13 protein-coding genes are annotated in these 15,512 nt (G+C 63.7%); 2 read left to right on the forward strand and 11 right to left on the reverse strand.

Features of this window, described 5'->3' with window-relative positions:
• Nucleotides 1-81 precede the first annotated feature (81 nt).
• From STHERM_RS09550 to STHERM_RS09580, 7 genes are all read right to left on the reverse strand, one after another.
• Nucleotides 82-1,251 (reverse strand): BMP family ABC transporter substrate-binding protein, encoded by a 1,170-nt coding sequence (locus STHERM_RS09550; protein WP_041623559.1) that lies wholly within the window; start codon nucleotides 1,249-1,251, stop codon nucleotides 82-84.
• 152 nt (nucleotides 1,252-1,403) lie between these two features.
• Nucleotides 1,404-2,222, reverse strand: coding sequence for an alpha/beta fold hydrolase (locus STHERM_RS09555; protein WP_013314687.1), 819 nt, complete (start codon nucleotides 2,220-2,222; stop codon nucleotides 1,404-1,406).
• A gap of 90 nt (nucleotides 2,223-2,312) precedes the next feature.
• Nucleotides 2,313-3,392, reverse strand: a complete 1,080-nt coding sequence (locus STHERM_RS09560) for a hypothetical protein (protein WP_013314688.1) — start codon at nucleotides 3,390-3,392, stop codon at nucleotides 2,313-2,315.
• A 72-nt stretch (nucleotides 3,393-3,464) separates the two neighbouring features.
• A complete protein-coding gene (locus STHERM_RS09565; RefSeq protein WP_013314689.1) occupies nucleotides 3,465-4,271 on the reverse strand; it encodes an ABC transporter ATP-binding protein in 807 nt (268 codons plus the stop codon).
• 145 nt (nucleotides 4,272-4,416) lie between these two features.
• Nucleotides 4,417-5,400, reverse strand: coding sequence for an ABC transporter substrate-binding protein (locus STHERM_RS09570; protein ID WP_013314690.1), 984 nt, complete (start codon nucleotides 5,398-5,400; stop codon nucleotides 4,417-4,419).
• Nucleotides 5,397-6,212: an ABC transporter permease gene (locus STHERM_RS09575; RefSeq protein WP_013314692.1), complete on the reverse strand. Its 816-nt coding sequence runs from the start codon at nucleotides 6,210-6,212 to the stop codon at nucleotides 5,397-5,399. The genes STHERM_RS09570 and STHERM_RS09575 overlap by 4 nt, the downstream gene beginning before the upstream one ends.
• Entirely contained in the window at nucleotides 6,184-6,471 is a 288-nt protein-coding gene (locus tag STHERM_RS09580; RefSeq protein WP_041623561.1) for a thiamine-binding protein, read from the reverse strand. Before STHERM_RS09580 ends, STHERM_RS09575 begins: the two co-directional genes overlap by 29 nt.
• A 106-nt stretch (nucleotides 6,472-6,577) precedes the next feature.
• On the opposite strand from STHERM_RS09580, the gene STHERM_RS09585 reads away from it, so the two are divergent.
• A complete protein-coding gene (locus STHERM_RS09585; RefSeq protein WP_013314693.1) occupies nucleotides 6,578-9,718 on the forward strand; it encodes a diguanylate cyclase domain-containing protein in 3,141 nt (1,046 codons plus the stop codon).
• Nucleotides 9,719-9,736: 18 nt separating this feature from the next.
• Here the strand turns inward: STHERM_RS09585 and asd are convergent, their stop codons facing one another.
• The 4 genes from asd to STHERM_RS09605 all read right to left on the reverse strand — a co-directional run bounded on the left by asd (nucleotide 9,737) and on the right by STHERM_RS09605 (nucleotide 14,058).
• Nucleotides 9,737-10,861, reverse strand: coding sequence for an aspartate-semialdehyde dehydrogenase (gene asd, locus STHERM_RS09590; RefSeq protein ID WP_013314694.1), 1,125 nt, complete (start codon nucleotides 10,859-10,861; stop codon nucleotides 9,737-9,739).
• A 45-nt stretch (nucleotides 10,862-10,906) separates the two neighbouring features.
• Nucleotides 10,907-12,601: a M30 family zinc metallopeptidase gene (locus STHERM_RS09595; protein ID WP_013314695.1), complete on the reverse strand. Its 1,695-nt coding sequence runs from the start codon at nucleotides 12,599-12,601 to the stop codon at nucleotides 10,907-10,909.
• Nucleotides 12,598-13,275: a hypothetical protein gene (locus STHERM_RS09600; protein ID WP_013314696.1), complete on the reverse strand. Its 678-nt coding sequence runs from the start codon at nucleotides 13,273-13,275 to the stop codon at nucleotides 12,598-12,600. The genes STHERM_RS09595 and STHERM_RS09600 overlap by 4 nt, the downstream gene beginning before the upstream one ends.
• 84 nt (nucleotides 13,276-13,359) lie before the next feature.
• Nucleotides 13,360-14,058 carry a hypothetical protein gene (locus STHERM_RS09605; protein WP_013314697.1) on the reverse strand — a complete coding sequence of 233 codons (699 nt, stop codon included), beginning with the start codon at nucleotides 14,056-14,058 and terminating at the stop codon, nucleotides 13,360-13,362.
• A gap of 182 nt (nucleotides 14,059-14,240) precedes the next feature.
• Here STHERM_RS09605 and STHERM_RS09610 point away from each other — a divergent pair, with 182 nt between their 5' ends.
• Nucleotides 14,241-15,512, forward strand: a complete 1,272-nt coding sequence (locus tag STHERM_RS09610; RefSeq protein WP_237223269.1) for an SH3 domain-containing protein — start codon at nucleotides 14,241-14,243, stop codon at nucleotides 15,510-15,512.

The following is a 15,512-nucleotide window of genomic DNA, read 5'->3' on the forward strand; positions in this document are numbered from 1 at the left end:
CTTCCTGCTTCCGGTATCCGGAGGACGCCCAGACACGAGAGGGGAAGCCGCCCCGCGGGAGCGGGGCGGCGATTCCGTGCATCAGTCCCGGGGAAGCGGAGTGACCACGTTGTCCACGTGGTAGTCCATGGAGAGGAGCTCATCCTTGGTGGCGCGGACTCCCTCCGGGATCCGCAGCGCGCCCTTTTGATCGTAGACGGGTCCGGTGAAGGGTTCGAACTCCAGGGTCTTCATCTGCTCGTACCGCTTCATCACCAGATCGTAGACAGAGATCTTCCCAAGATCGGGGGTCTCCACCGTGAGCTCCTTGAGGCGGGGTACGAACTTCTCGTTGATGGGTTCGTCGAACTCCCCACCGAGGAGCGCAGCCCCCTCCCCGGCCCTCCACCAGAGGTCCTCGCTCTTCCAGGTACCGTCGTGGATGTCCTTCAGGATCTTCTCGTACATGATGCCCCAGTCCACCAGCTGGCCCGAGACCACGGCATCCTCTCCGAAGCGCTGCATGGGGCTGTAGTGGCTGAAGGCATAGACCGGCTTCCCCTTCTCGGTGTACTCCTGGGCCACCTCGATCACCGCCGGGGAATCCTCGGTGAAGGCGAGGACATCCACCCCCTCCGCCACGAGGGCCTCGGCCGCCTCGCGCGCCTTGTTGGGATCGTACCAGCTGTAGATCCAGCGTACGTGCACCTCGGCGTCGGGATTGACCGCCTTCACCCCCAGGGCGTAGGCGTTGATGTGGCGGACCACCTCGGGGATGGGATAGGCCCCTACGTATCCCACCTTGCCCGATGCGGTGAGGGCGCCGGCCATGAGGCCGTTGAGGTAGTAGATCTGGTAGAGCTCGGCGAAGTAAGTCCCCAGGTTCTCGGCCCGCTTGAAGCCCGAGCAATGCATGAGGATGGTATCCGGATACCGCTGGGCGGCCTTCACCGTCTCGTCCATGTAATCGAAGCTCGTGGTGAAGACCACATCGCACTGCTCCTCGTTCACGAGCCGGTCGATGATCCTCCCGGCATCGCCGGGGGCCACGGACTCCACGTACACCGTCTTCAGCCAGGGGAACTTCTCTTCCACGTACTTCCGCCCCTGGTCGTGGGCATGGGACCACCCGTAGTCACCCACGGGTCCCACGTAGACGAAACCCGCCTTCAGGGTCTTCTCCCCGACGGCCCCTTCCTCTTTCCTCGCGCATCCCGTGAGGATGAGAGCCATCGCGAGACCCACTGCAAGAAGCGAGAGACCTCGTTTCATCGATCGTACTCCTTTCATCTCGAGAAGTGTGGCGCAGGTACATGAAAGATGCCCGAACGTGTACGTCATTATGGAGAAAGAGCTCACCTCCGGTCAACCAGGCCCGGCGAGGGCTCGGGCTTCGGACGTGTGGAAGGGTTCCGAGGACTTCCTCAGAGGATACGTTCCTCCATCCAGAGGAGCAGGTCGTGGAACACCTCCTCCTCGGTGAGATCGAGGAGGAGGAAGTGTCCTCCGCGGCGGTACCTCCGGAGGACCCGCTCATCAGCCGGCACTTCGTCGTAGAGGGAATCGATCCCTCCGCGGGGGACGAGGGGGTCGTGATCCCCGCAGGCGATGAAGACCGGGAGGGCGAGTCTCCTCCTCCGCTCCCGGGAGAGGGCGAGGAGCTTCCTCAGAGCGGTGTGGAACGAAGACGGTACCTTCCCGCTACAGAGGGGATCCCGCAGGATGCGGAGGGAGAGGAGCGGGTCGACTACTCCGTGGACTTCGGGCCCCGGTCCTCCGAGCGAGGGGAAGCGGGTGCCCCACAGGCGACGCGGGAGGCTCTCGGAGGTGGGAAAGGGCGACGAGAGGACCAGGCCCGCGCATCGGCCGGGGCTCATGAGCCCGAAGGCGAGGGCGAGGCTCGCACCCGCCCCCTCCCCTGCGAGGAAGAGAGGCACGTCCTCGAAGAGACCGTCGCACATATGGAGGAGGTCCTCCACAAGGTCGAGGAGTCCCTCGGGGGAGAGGGGAGGGGTCCGCCGAGGACAGGAGACCCCCTGGCCCGGAAGGTCGGGCGCCGCCACGCCGAACCCGTGAGATGAGAGGAATCCTCCCACCCTCACGTAGAAACCGGAGTGGAGGCCCGCCTCGTGGAGGAGGAGCACACCGGCTCGCGGGGCGTGCTGTGGGTGCCACACCCTGTGGAAGACGAGATACTCCTCATACTCTCTCCAGAACTCGTCGTACGGGAGGCTCTTTTCCATGGCCCATCCTGCCCGTGATCACCTCACAGTATACACGGGAACAGGGAATCGCGCCACAAGAAAACGGGGCCCACGGCCGCCAACGGGGATTCAGTAGAGATAGCCGAAGCTCATCCTGAAGGGTGTGCACACGGAGCCGTCGACATTCGTGCCCAGGAGGCGCCACTGGGTGGTCACACCGAGCTGGAAATAGGGGGTAAAATCGAAGAAGAACCCCATTCCAGTATCCGCCACGAGTGTTGATTCAGACGGGGTTTCGTCCCAAAAGCAGCCTGTATCCACGAAGGCCACCACCACCGGCCAGAGGATCCCCCCGAGGAGCTCGCCCACAGGAGGGAGGTACCACCTGAGTTCCACGTCGGCGGCCCACGAGGTGAGGGTGTCGAGTCCGGCTCCGTCGACGCCTCTCAGATACCCCAGCCTCGTACCCTTCTCATAGAACGGCACCGCATCACCCCACACCTTCTCCCCCGTCAGGAGGAAGGCCGCGAGGAGAGACGTCGCGTTCACCTGTGGATCCCTGTCCCAGAGGGGGAGATACCCCCGCACCTCCCCTCCGACCCCCGAGAACGAGAGAGGCTCTCCCGAGGGCGTGGAACCCCAGCCCGGAGGGACCGTCCTGTACCAGAGCCCCGCCCACACTCCCTGCTCGTAGCCGTGGACAGGGTGGACCTCCACATAGTCCACGAAGACTCTTGCCCGTAGCTCATGCTGGAGAGCCCCATCCCTCTCCGGGAGCCGGGAGAGGAAGAGGAGCTCCTCGGTGTCCCTGCGATCGAGGTGGTCCCGCCACAGTCCGGCATATTCCAGGGTGACACCCACATAGTCATGGGTTCTCGTGGCGAGGAAGGCCTGGGTGATCCCGAACCGCCACCGGCTCTTCAGGTAGTGGTATCCTGTATCCCCGGATGGGGGCGAGGCCCCATCCCCGGTGTAGATCCTCCCGTCCGGAAGACGGTAGTAGGCACCGTCCGTGGCCCACGCCACATCGGCTCCCAGGAAAAGGGAAGGATGGAGCGGAGGTTTATAGAAAGGAAAGAGCCGCCACGTGATCGTCGCCCCCGCTCCCCAGAGCGTGGGATAGGGGCTGATCTCCACGGGGGAGCCATCTCCTGCTCCGAGGGGGAAGAGCACACACACCACAAGGACCGCGACGCCAAGGGCTCTCATGGGGCCTCCTTACCTGGTGTCACTCCCATTATCGGCAGAGGGCGTGACTGTCTTCAGGCGGTCAGATCGAGCTCACCCGGACCAGGTTCTGAGTTCTTCCAGTATGTTCGCTTTGAGGGAGAGGTACTCAGTGGTGAGGAGATGCTCCCTGGTCCTCGGACGGGAGAAGGGAACCGGGTGAGCTGCCACCACGCGCCCCGGCCGGGGTGAGAGCACCAGGATGCGATCGGCGAGGAGGATGGCCTCGTCCACGTCGTGGGTGACCAGGAGCACCGAGGTGGAGAGGCGGTCCACCACCCCCAGGAGCCACTCCTGAAGGCGCTCTCTCGTGATGGCGTCGAGTGCACCAAAGGGCTCGTCCAGGAGCATGACGTCGCTTCGGTAGAGGTAGGTGCGAAGGAGGGCCGCCCTCTGACGCATCCCACCCGAGAGCTGGGAGGGATAGTAGTCCTCAAAGCCGCTAAGGCCAAAGACCTCCAGATGGGCACGCGCCTTCCTCCGCGCCTCTCTCCAGCCGTACCCCTTGAGGACGAGGGGAACCGCCACATTGTCGAGCACGGTCTTCCAGGGGAGGAGGAGGTCCCGTTGGTGCATGTAGCTCACCTTGCTGGTCTGGCCGGTGATCTCCTCACCGTCAAGGAGGGCCCTCCCAGAGACCGGCAGGAGGAGGCCGGAGAGGATCCTGAGGAGGGTGCTCTTCCCGCACCCCGAAGGGCCGAGAAGGCAGAGGAACTCGCCCTCTGCAAGGGAGAAGGAGATCCCTTCCAGCACCGCGAGGTCGCCGAAGCGCATGGAGATCCCCTCCGCCTGCAGCTTGGCCGGGCGGGGCACAGGGGAGGAGACTCCCTCGCGAGAAGGCTCTATCTCCTTTTTGTTCATGCGGGTCCCTCCTCAGGACGGATGAGGGGGCGGCACCGGATACCGCGCCGCCCCTGCGTCCGTATCACGTGTGAGCGGGGGAAGACCGGCCTCCACGCGTGAGGCGTGCTCCCCTGCATCCACATCACGCGCCGTAGTCCTTACGTTACGGCAGGAACTCGTTGGTGAAGGCCTCCTCGGGCACGAAGGCGCCTTCGAGCAGTCCATGGCGTGTGAGCCAGTCGGCAAACCGCCGCCACACCTCCAGCTTCATCTCGCCCCAGCGGGCCGCCCCCCTCGCGTACTGGCCTGCGAGATACCGCTGGCTCTCCCGAACCAGATCGGGATCGAGCTCGGGCGCATAGGAGAGGAGGATCTCCGCCCCCTCGTCCGGGTGTTCGATGGCGAACCGGTACCCCCGGCTCGTGGCCCTGAGGAAGGCGCGCACCACCTCGGGATGCTGCTCGATGTACCCGTCGGTGGTGACGAGGACCGGGGTGTAGTAGTCGAGGGCGGGCTCTATCTCGGCGATGGGGATGTAGGTGATGGGAATCCCCTTGAGCCGGGCGGCCACCCCATCCCACCCTTCGAAGATCCACATGAAGTCCACCTCTCCTTCGGTGGCGGCGAAGAAGTCCACCGCCCTTACCGTGACGTTGCGCACCTTGGCGTAGTCGGCGCCATAGGCCTGCATCACAGCCTTGAGCACCGCCTCCTCGATGGGCGAGCCCCATCCGCCGTAGGTCTTGCCCTCGAAGTCCTTGGGGGTCCTGATCCCCTCCTCCACGCGGGCCGCGAACCCCGAGGTGTTGTGCTGGATCACGGCGGCGATGGCCTTGACGGGCCGTCCCGCAGCCCGCGCATAGGTGACCTCCTCCTGATAGCTCACGGCGAACTGGGCCTTGCCGGCCAGGAGGAGCGAGACCCCACCGGTCTCAGGAGGGGTGATGATCGAGACAGCGAGGCCCTCCTCACGGTAGTAGCCCTCCTCGAGGGCCACGTAGAGTCCGGTGTGGTTGGTGTTCACGGTCCAATCAAGGACCACAGTGATCGGAGTGAGGGAAGGTCTCTCCCCCCCTCCCGCTGCAGGAAGGATTCCTGCTATCAGGATGAGGCCTGCGCACACGCTCACGATCCGGAACGTCCTCATGGTACACTCCTCATGTGAGTACGATCCCCCGCGTTCCGCGAGGGGCCTGTGACGGTCTCCCGCCGCGCCCTCCAGGGCATGGCGAGACGGGATACGAGCTTCACCAGGTACACCACCACGAGGCTCGCCACCACGACCACGAGTATGGCGGCGAAGACCCGGGCAGTGGAGAAGGTCTTGTAGGCACGGAGCATGTAGACCCCGAGCCCCCGGGGGGCACCGAGCCACTCCCCGATCACCGCGCCCATGATGCTGTAGGTGGCCGAGACCGTGAGGCCCGAGAAGAGGGAAGGGAGGGCGGCGGGGAAGCGCACGAGCCAAAAGGTCTGCCACCACCCGGCCCTCATGGAGGCGAAGAGGTCGAGGAGCTCGGGGTCCACCGAGGCGAGGCCGTCGAGGAGGCTCACGATCACCGGGAAGAAGCAGACAAGCACCACCACCATGAGCTTGCTCGTAAGTCCGTAGCCGAACCAGATGAGGAAGAGGGGATAGAGGAAGATGATGGGGATGGTCTGGGAGATCACCAGGAAGGGGTAGAGGGCGGCGCGGAGACGGGGGAAGGCGTCCAGCACGAGGGCGAGTCCCACGCCCAGGAAGACGCCCACCAGGAAGCCGCCGAGACCGGAGAGCAGGGTGGCGCCCAGGTGCGGGAGGAGGAGCGGGGCCTGGCGGACGAGCTCGGCGAGGACGGCGCTGGGGGCGGGGAGGAGGAAGGGGGAGACGGCGCCGAGCCGGGAGGCGGCCTCCCACACGGCGAGGAGTCCCACGCCGGTGAGGAAGGGGCTAGCGGTACTTCTCCAACTTCTCCTCAAAGCTCACTCCCTCGGGCACATAGTCGGTCTTGATCACCGCGGCCACCCGCCACGCACCCTCCTGCTCGCAGATCCGGTGCGCCTCCTTCACGATCTCGAGGAGCTCGTCGAGCTCGCCCTCCATCGTGGTCTCCATGGGCCCCACCACGTACCGCACCCCCGAGGCCCGGATGTACTCGATCACCCGGTCCACCACCCGGTAGAGCCGATCCTGTTCCACCATGGGGAGTATCTGAAGACTCACATGTGCGTTCGCCATAGGCACCCAAATATTACTTGTTTTGTCGGATTTAGTCCAGAGGGCCGCACGTGGACCGTCTCCGTTGTTTGAAAACACCCTCCCCGCGTCCTATACTATAGACGACATGTACACGATACGACAACCGGAGGCACCTTCCGCACGAGGCATCCCCCTCTCACGCTCCCTCACCTTCAGGATATTCACCACCCACGTGGTGAGCGTACTCCTGGTACTGGGGTTGATGATATTCCTCAGCTCCCTCTTCTTCAAAAACTTCACCACCCGGATGGCCGAGGAGGAGGCCCTCGAGGAGAGCCGGCGCCTCGTGGAAACCGTAGAGCAGGTGGGAAAGACACTCATACTCAATGCGCTCAAAGAGGAGGTGGACCGCGCCCTCCTCCTCGTACGGCAGACGGCCCGCCACGTGGAAGAGGGCATCGTCTCCGAAGGAGAGGCACAGAGGACGGTACGCTCGGCCCTCCGCTCGTGGAAGATCGCCCGTGAAGGCTACTTCGTGATCCTCGACTCGGAGGGGAATATCCTGCTCCACCCTTCCCCCGAGGTGGAGGGGACCAACCAGCTCTCCTACTGGGTCACTGCGTATCAGACCCGGGTGAAGCGCGGGTATCTCGAATACGACCGCCAGAATCCCGGAGAGCCTGGCCCCAGGAAGAAGGTCCTCTACATGGACTACTACGCCCCCTGGGACTGGATCGTGACCGCCACCGCGTATAAAGAAGAGTTCGGCGAACTCGTCAACCTCACCCTCCTGTCCACCCTCATCTCCACCCTCTCCGGCGATACCGGTATGCAGGTCTTCATCCTGGACGGATCTCCGCTCCCCCTCGCATCCACGGACCCCGCCCCGGAAAAAGGGCTCCTCCAGGAACTCACCTCTCTTGAAGAAGATGGGGGATTCTCCTGGAGGACGTACCAGGGGGTGCAATGGGCCCTGGCCTGGAGGATCATCCCCGACTTCGGCTGGAAGGTGGTGGTGCTCCAACGCCCCCTCCTCCAGGAGCGGATCTACTCCTCGTTCCTCCTCTTCTCGCTCGGTATCCTGGGTCTCGCCTTCATCCTCTCCCTTGGACTCTCCATCTACTTCTACTTCTCCCTCACCAGGCCCATTCTGAGGGCCATCCCCGTGCTCCGCCTCGCCACCGCGGGCAAGCTCGACCTCAGGCTCACGGACCTGCCTTCGAACGAACTCGGCCTCCTCGGGGCCTACTTCAACACCCTCATGGACTCGCTCCAGCGTACCATGGAGGAGAAGGACTCCCTGGTGGAACGGGCCGCCTTCCTCGCCCGGTTCCCCCAGGAGAACCCCAACCCCGTGGTCTTCGTGAACGAACAGGGCAGGATCACCTACGCCAACCGGAGCGCCGCCCGCATCTTCGGGCTCCCCGAAGGCTTCTGCGACGAAGGGCCCCCGCCTCCCCTTAAGGGGATCATCCACCAGGCGGGACCCGAACTCCAGGACATCAAGGTGGGCGACCGGTGGTACTCGTTCATCGCCTCCCCCAGCACCAGTCCCCGGGGCACCTTCTACTTCGGCAGGGAGACCACGCGGGAGCGGGAGTACCGCACCTCCCTCCTCCTCTTCCGGTGGATCTTCGAACACGCCTATGAGGGCATGGTCGTCACCGACAAAGAGGGGAACATCGAGATGGTGAACCCCGCCTTCACCGAGATCACCGGCTACTCCGAGGAAGAAGTGATAGGAAAGAATCTCCGCATCCTCAAATCCGATCATCACCCTCCCGAATTCTTTGAGAGGATGTGGCACGACCTCACCACAAAGGGGTGGTGGGCCGACGAGATATGGAACCGGAGGAAGTCGGGTGAGGTGTATCCCGAGTGGCTCTCCATCTCCCGGTTCACCGATACCGAGGGGAAGGTCCACTACGTGGGCATCTTCCACGAGATCTCCAAGCAGAAGGAGCTGGAGGAGAGGTTACGGTACCTCGCCTATCATGATGCCCTCACCGATCTCCCCAACCGGTTCCTCCTCGAAGACAGGCTCGACCGGGAGTGCGCCCGTGCACGGAGGGAAGGGAAGAAGGTGGGCCTCATCTTCGTCGACCTGGACAACTTCAAACAGGTGAACGACACCTTCGGTCACCGCACCGGCGACCTCTACCTGGTACACGTGGCCCGCCTCCTCAGAGAGGCATGCCGCGAGGTGGACACGGTGGCACGAATCGCCGGTGACGAGTTCGTCATCATGCTCCCAGGGCTCTCCCAGAAGGCCTTCGCCCTCTCGGTGCTCGAACGCATATTCAGGGTCCTTCGGGAGCAACCCTTCCAGCACGGGAACACCACCCTGGAGGTCTCGCTCAGTGCAGGCCTCGCCTTCTTCCCGGACGACGGTGGGAGCGTCTCGGAGATCCTCTCGAGGGCCGACATTGCCCTCTATCGGGCGAAGCGACAGGGCAAGAACCAGTACGCAGTCTTCCAGAGGGAAGACCAGAAGGTCCTCGAGGAACAGCTCGGCCGGTACGACCTTCTCAGGACGGCACTCGCCGGAAGAACGGTGAAGGTCGACTGGGAACCCTGGGAGGACCGAACCGGACGCATCGCCTACCTCGAGGCCCTCCTCTCCTGCGAGAAGGACCCCTCCCTCAACCCCGGCGCGATACTCACCATGGCCGAAGAGGTGAACCTTGGGGGAACCGTGGGGGAACTCATCCTGGAGGGCATGGCCACCCTCCTCCACGGTGCCGGGGAAGGGGCCATCCCCCCGGACGCCATTCCGCCCCTGGTCGCCCGGATCCCACCCTCCCTCCTCTTCGATCAGTCGTTCCTCTCCACGCTGAGGGACATGGGGGAGGCCTACCACCTTCCTCCCGGCCACCTCATCCTCCTCCTCCCCTTCCGGTCAGGCATGCTCCCCGAACATCTCGTACGCGCGGTGGAGGAGGTACGGAGCATGGGGATCACCGTGGGTCCCCCTGGGCCGTGGATCCCTCTCGAACCGAGGGACGACGCCATCCACCTCCCCTTCGTCATCCTGCCCTATCCGCGCCTCCTCGCCTTCAGGCATGAGGTGGAAGGGAACGAGTCCTCCCTCACGGCCCTCATGCACCTGTTGCGGTACAGGAACCAGAAGGTGGTGGTGGAAGGAGTGGGCGACGAGGGAGGTCTCTCCTGGGTATGGGGGCTGGGAGCCGACCTGGCCGCAGGCCCCGCCGTCCACGGCAGGCTTCCTGCAGAGCAGGTCCTCCCGCTCCTCAGGGCGCACCTGGGGGAAAAGGGAGAGCCCTAGGCCGAAAAAGGAGGGGCCCTAGGCCCCCAGGTGATCGAGCACGATGAGGAGGGCCCTCCTCACCGGCTCGGCAGCCCCCCAGAGGAGCTGATCGCCCACCGTGAAGGCGGTGAGAAACTCCGGTCCCATCTTCATGAAGCGCACCCGGCCCACGGCCACGGTGAGGGTGCCGGAGACCGCCGCAGGAGTGAGTTCCCTGCAGGTGGCCTCGCGTTCATTGGGGACGAGCTTGGTCCACCGGCTCGAGGAGGCGATGAGCTCCTCGGCCTCCTTGAGCGAGATGCGCTTCTTCAGCTTTATGGTGAGGGCCTGGCTGTGGCTTCGCATGGCCCCGATCCGCACGCAGATGCCGTCCACCGGCACAGGATCATCCTGTCGTCCCAGGATCTTGTTCGTCTCGGCATACCCCTTCCACTCCTCCCGCGTCTGCCCGTCCTCCACAGGCCGGTCGATCCACGGGATGAGGCTCCCTGCGAGGGGCACCCCGAACTCCTGTACCGGGAACTCCGGGCTCCGCATCCGCTCCGCCACCCTGCGGTCGATCTCCAGGATGCTCGAGGCAGGGTCCTGGAGGAGGTCGTGGGCCGCATCGCCCAGGACCTTCATCTGAGCGAGGAGCTCGCGCATGTGCCGGGCCCCCGCCCCTGAGGCCGCCTGATAGGTCATGGAGGAGAGCCACTCCACCAGGTCTTCCCTGAAGAGCCCTCCTATCGCCATGAGCATGAGGCTCACCGTGCAGTTGCCGCCGATGTAGTTCTTGATCCCCCTGGAGAGGGCCTCGTCGATCACATGCCGGTTCACGGGATCGAGCACGATGACCGCATCCTCCTCCATACGGAGGGTGGAGGCGGCATCGATCCAGTAGCCCTTCCATCCCTCTGCGCGGAGCCTGGGGTACACCTCTTTGGTGTAGTCGCCTCCCTGGCACGAGACGAGGATGTCACAGGAGGCGAGGGTCGTGGTATCGTAGGCATCCTTGAGGATGCCGGTGTCGAACCCGAGATCGGGACCCTTCTGCCCGGCCTGCGACGTGGAGAAAAACACAGGCTCGAAGCGACCCGAGAAGTCGTGCTCTTCCTTCATGCGCTGCATGAGGACCGAGCCCACCATGCCGCGCCACCCGATGAACCCTACCCTGACCATACCCCAAGCATAGCAGACAGAGGAGGCCCCTTCAAGGTACGCCGCCTACCGGGGCGGGAGGAGGAGCACGTGGGTGATCACCCCTTCAGGCACGGTGAGGTGGAAGGTCTTCTTCCCCCTGAAGGACCGCGCGGCCGCGTAGAAGACATTGGAGGCGGCGGAGAGCTCGCCCAGGGAGTCTTTGCTCTCATACACCACAGGCCCCGGCTCCTGGATCACATCGCCGTCCTCGGTCCTCCGGTAGTACCTGAAAAAGTCGATGGATCCCAGACGGTAGACGATACCGTCGATGGTCGAGGTGAACCACGTACCTGTATTGTAGCGGTACCCCTCCGGCATGTCCGTACGGTCGGAGGTGAGCACGGCCACCGCCCACTGGGCCACCAGGTCCTCCATGGAGGTATACACGCCACCCGCCTCTCGTACGGCCTTCTCCACCGCGTCTTTTCCCCCGTAAGGGCTCTGGACCACCCGCCGGAGGAAGGAGGCCCCACCGAAGTTGCGCGCCCCCCAGGCTCCGAAGGCGTAGGTGGTCGCATAGTCGAGCAGGTCGAACCCCTCGGTCTTCATGAGGGGCAGGGAGGTGTACTGGTTGTAGTAGGGTATCCGACCCTCGGTGTTGCCGGGATCGCCGGGTCCTCCCACCTGGGAATCGACCCCCCGGGGCCCCTCCACCCCCACCTTGTCCGCGAGGAGGTCCTCCGCCACCTGACTGCACATCTCGTCGAGCCACACCTCTGAGATCCCCCCACGGAGCACGGTCTTCTGGTAGAAGTTGACCATGTGCTGGAACTCGTGCACCAGGGTGGAGAAGACGATCTTCGGCCACTCGTCGGAAGGATCCCACACCCCGTCGCCGCCGTCGTTCGCGTACATCGGGGCGTCGATGGTGAACATGACCCGCTCGTTCGAGACAGGATCCTCGCCGTAGTACTGGAGATAGGAGTTGTCGAACTGGTGGATCGCGGCGAAGTAGCCCACGATCCCTCCCTCGGTACTCCCGTCACCCCCTATGTCGGTGAGGAAGATGGTGATACTCCCGTCGAAGGGAATGAGATCCACGTAAGGGTGATCCCCCCACTCAGGCCCCAGTATGGTCGTGAGCCAGTCGTAGATGTCGTTATAGAACCCCGACGAGAGGAAACGTGCGGCGAGCTCGTCCACCATCTGTGGGGTGATGGTGCCCCACTGGTCGTCGGCCACCCAGATGGAGAGGGTGCGGGGTCCCTGTGGTGTATCCTCCGTCCCTACAAAGCGGCAGGTGGCGTTCACCGAGCGGATCGTGTCCGCCACCTCGTAGAAGGGGCCCACATCGCCCACGGTATCGGCCCGCACCTCGGAAGGGGTGAGGGCCGCACGGGGGAGCGTCCGCCTCGTACCCCGGGAGAGGAGGAGCTGGGCGAGGCGGGCATTCTCGTTGGCGATGCGAGCCTCGCCGGAGGCCGGCTCGGGGAACACCACAGGAAGCCGCAACGCCCCGGGATGGGGGAGCCGAACCCCATCCACCGCGAGCGGAGCCACACTCACCACCTGCGTGCCGGAGTAGGAAGGGGACGAGGAGAAGACGAAGTAGACGTCCTTCGGTTCCTGGAGCTCCACCGCGTAGTCGAACTCCCCAGACGAAGAGAGCCGCACGATGCCTGCGTGCTCAGCCAGCGGCTCGGTCTCGGGGAAGAAGAAGGAGCAGGAGAGGGTGAGCCCCAGGAGCACCCCCGCCGAGGACCAGAGCACCTTCTTCATGACCCACCTCCCGATTCGAGTGCCACGGAGATGCGGGCGCCACCCAGGGCCCGCCAGGCAACACTCATCCCGCCTCCCTCATCCCACCAGAGGAGCGCGAGATGACCTGCGAAGAAGGCCTCCAGCGACCACCGGCCGGGGAGCGAAAACCTCCAACCGGTCTCCACCCCTCCCCAGGGAAAGAGGCGAGAACCCTCGACCACGTGCGAGGCCGCCACCTCCACGTCCTCCCATCGGGAGGTGGTCACGACGGAGCCGGGGAGGATGCCCGCCCCCAGGGCCCCTCCGAAGAACCATCCCTCCCCCCGGGACGAGAAGTAGTAGGCCGTCCTGAGGCCCGCCTCCACCGCGACTGACTCTACCGTGGAGAGCGAGGAGGGCAGCTCATCGTCCCTCAGGAAGAGGGAACCGGACCACACCCCCACCCCCAGAAGTCCGCCCATGGAGAGCCTCGGGAGGACCCGCCATTCCATGCCCACGGCCCCACACCACACAGGGGAAAAGGCGGGAGCAGCCTCCTGCCCCAGGCTCTCGGCACGCAAGACCTCGGTCTTTGCCCAGGAACCACCCCATCCTCCTGTTCCACCTGCAGCAGACACATCGAGGGAGAGGGAACCGAGGGACATGCTGGAGAGAAGGATCAAGAGGGAGACCCACACACCTCGACGATTCATCGTCTCACCATCCTACACGGTCTTTTGCCTCACACGTAAAGGAAAAAGAGCCGCCGAAGCGGCCCTTTGGGGTACCGGACATGGTTAGAACTTGTATCCTATCCCTACAGAGAACTCAAGGGCAGTGAGGGAGGAAGAAGCCGAAGTGGCCCCTCCATCATCCTTCATATATGACACCCAGTCGGACATATAGGGCTGGCTGAGGACCATGCTAAAGAGGAGCTGACTTCTGAGATAGAGCTTATCGAAGGGCACGTCCACAGCGCCACCCAGGAGGAGGCGGAGATTGTTGAAATAACTGTAGCCCACCGTATCGCCGTCGTTGTTGGTTATCGTATCAGGATCGACTTTTTCCCCGTCATCATCATAGAAATTAATACATATATCGTATGCGAGACCTCCCACCGGAGCGAGAACCACGCCTCCAAGATCGAAGGGATACTTACCCAACGCTTCCAGAGTGATGTAGTGCCACGCAGCATCGGTATCATCCAGATCCATATCTAAAGACACACCCGACACAGTGTACTCATACTTCCCGCCGTTATAGGAGGTAACAAGATACCCGACCCCTACCTGTCCATACGTAAAATCGCCAAATACTTTTCCGCCCAGTCCGAGCAGATTGAACGATCTTTTCATTTCCTCATCATAATAACTATTCGAGGCAGAGAGGGTCTGCCATGCAGGACCGACCACGAAGCTGGCACCTGCACTGATGTCGAGGGCTACGAGCGAACCCGCGACGAGGATCAGACACAACAGAACCAATCCTTTCTTCATCTTACACCTCCATGGTGAGGGTTATGGTATAGCGACATGCTATGCTGTTCACATCGTCTTGTCAAGTGGATTCGTGTAAATTTTTTGTAAAAAAGAAAATACCAAAAACCTCCAAAATCTCCATTTTCTCCACTCTCCACCCCGTGTTGACGTTGCGGGGAAACAGGCCCATAATCCTTTTCATGATGCGACGAGCCGCTTTGTTCTTCCTTGCGCTGAGCGTGGCATGGTTCGTATCCTCCTGCGGATCCCGCACCATAGGCTACGCGGTGGTCCTCTGGTCGCCCGATGAGACGAAACTCCCTACCGGGACGATCATCCCCGTGTTCAAGGAGTCGCAGGTCTACGACACCTACACGGTGATGATGGGTGAGGAGCTCGTCGACGTGCCGCGGTGGCAGCTCGCCCTCCATCCCTCGCGAGAAGAGGCCGAGAAGGCCGTGCAGGAGATGGGGGAGTACCGGACCTCGTTCGCCACCGCCGTGGTGAACGCCGCACGGGTGCGCAAAGGCCCGGGGACCGACCAGGAGGTGGTCTACAAACTCGCGGAGGGCGAGCGGGTGAAGATCCTCGCCCCGCCCGTGGTGGAGGAAGAGAGCGGCCGTCTGTGGTTCAAGGTGTACACAACGGGCGGGATCACGGGCTTCTGTGAGGCCTCGCTCCTCAAGGTGGGCACGGGGGAGAGGCAGGACCGGTCCCCGCCGGCGGGGGGGGCCGAGAGGCTCACCCTCCTCCAGAAGGGGCCCTGGCGCCCTCTCTACTTCAAGGAGATGAAGGAGCGGGGGAGGATCGACCTCTACCGGGTGAGCCCTGCCTACGGCTTCTTCGTCGATACCGAGACGCGCACCATCACCGTCTCCGTGCCCGGCAGGAGCACGCGGTTCTCGTACGAGCGGTTCCTCCCCATCTCCGACTCGGAGTTCGTCCCCGAAGGGGCCCCGGTGCGCATCTTCTTCCGCGATCAGGAGACGATCGCGGTCCAGTATCCCTACGGCACGAGGACCTACACCGATCTCTTCTGCCTCTTCCCCGACGATGTGAACCTGCTCATCTCCGAGGAGATGGCGCGGAGGGAGAGCGCCTACCGGGAGCTCATCGCCCCCGGCTCGAGGCTGGTGAGCAGCTCGTACGGTATCCTCACCCTCAATCCCGACAAGACCTTCCGCTGGGAGCGGCCCGGCACCCTCAAGGGCAGGTACATACCCGCCTCGGCGGCCCCCACGGGGACGATAGAACTCTCGGTGCTCCTGGGGGAGGAACTCGAGTCCAGGTACGACGGGGTGCTCGTCTTCCGGTTCGACAACACCTCCTCGGAGGAGAAGGTCTACTTCCTCTACAAGAAGGAGCCGGGAAGCATCAGGCTCTTCTACCTCCCCGCCTCCTCGGTGGTGCGCAATGTCGCCGTGAGCGAGCCGAGGGTCCCCGTGGTCCTCTACTTCTCGTACATGGAGTAG

Source organism: Spirochaeta thermophila DSM 6192 (assembly GCF_000147075.1).
Lineage (GTDB): Bacteria > Spirochaetota > Spirochaetia > Winmispirales > Winmispiraceae > Winmispira > Winmispira thermophila_A.

Bases quoted from the DNA above. Each gene is read 5' to 3' on its own strand.
- STHERM_RS09605 (WP_013314697.1), bottom strand. From the start codon at position 14,058: ATGAAGAAAGGATTGGTTCTGTTGTGTCTGATCCTCGTCGCGGGTTCG.
- STHERM_RS09610 (WP_237223269.1), top strand. From the start codon at position 14,241: ATGATGCGACGAGCCGCTTTGTTCTTCCTTGCGCTGAGCGTGGCATGG.
- STHERM_RS09580 (WP_041623561.1), bottom strand. From the start codon at position 6,471: ATGGCGAACGCACATGTGAGTCTTCAGATACTCCCCATGGTGGAACAG.
- STHERM_RS09550 (WP_041623559.1), bottom strand. From the start codon at position 1,251: ATGAAACGAGGTCTCTCGCTTCTTGCAGTGGGTCTCGCGATGGCTCTC.
- STHERM_RS09595 (WP_013314695.1), bottom strand. From the start codon at position 12,601: ATGAAGAAGGTGCTCTGGTCCTCGGCGGGGGTGCTCCTGGGGCTCACC.
- STHERM_RS09565 (WP_013314689.1), bottom strand. From the start codon at position 4,271: ATGAACAAAAAGGAGATAGAGCCTTCTCGCGAGGGAGTCTCCTCCCCT.
- STHERM_RS09600 (WP_013314696.1), bottom strand. From the start codon at position 13,275: ATGAATCGTCGAGGTGTGTGGGTCTCCCTCTTGATCCTTCTCTCCAGC.
- STHERM_RS09570 (WP_013314690.1), bottom strand. From the start codon at position 5,400: ATGAGGACGTTCCGGATCGTGAGCGTGTGCGCAGGCCTCATCCTGATA.
- STHERM_RS09585 (WP_013314693.1), top strand. From the start codon at position 6,578: ATGTACACGATACGACAACCGGAGGCACCTTCCGCACGAGGCATCCCC.
- STHERM_RS09560 (WP_013314688.1), bottom strand. From the start codon at position 3,392: ATGAGAGCCCTTGGCGTCGCGGTCCTTGTGGTGTGTGTGCTCTTCCCC.
- STHERM_RS09555 (WP_013314687.1), bottom strand. From the start codon at position 2,222: ATGGAAAAGAGCCTCCCGTACGACGAGTTCTGGAGAGAGTATGAGGAG.
- asd (WP_013314694.1), bottom strand. From the start codon at position 10,861: ATGGTCAGGGTAGGGTTCATCGGGTGGCGCGGCATGGTGGGCTCGGTC.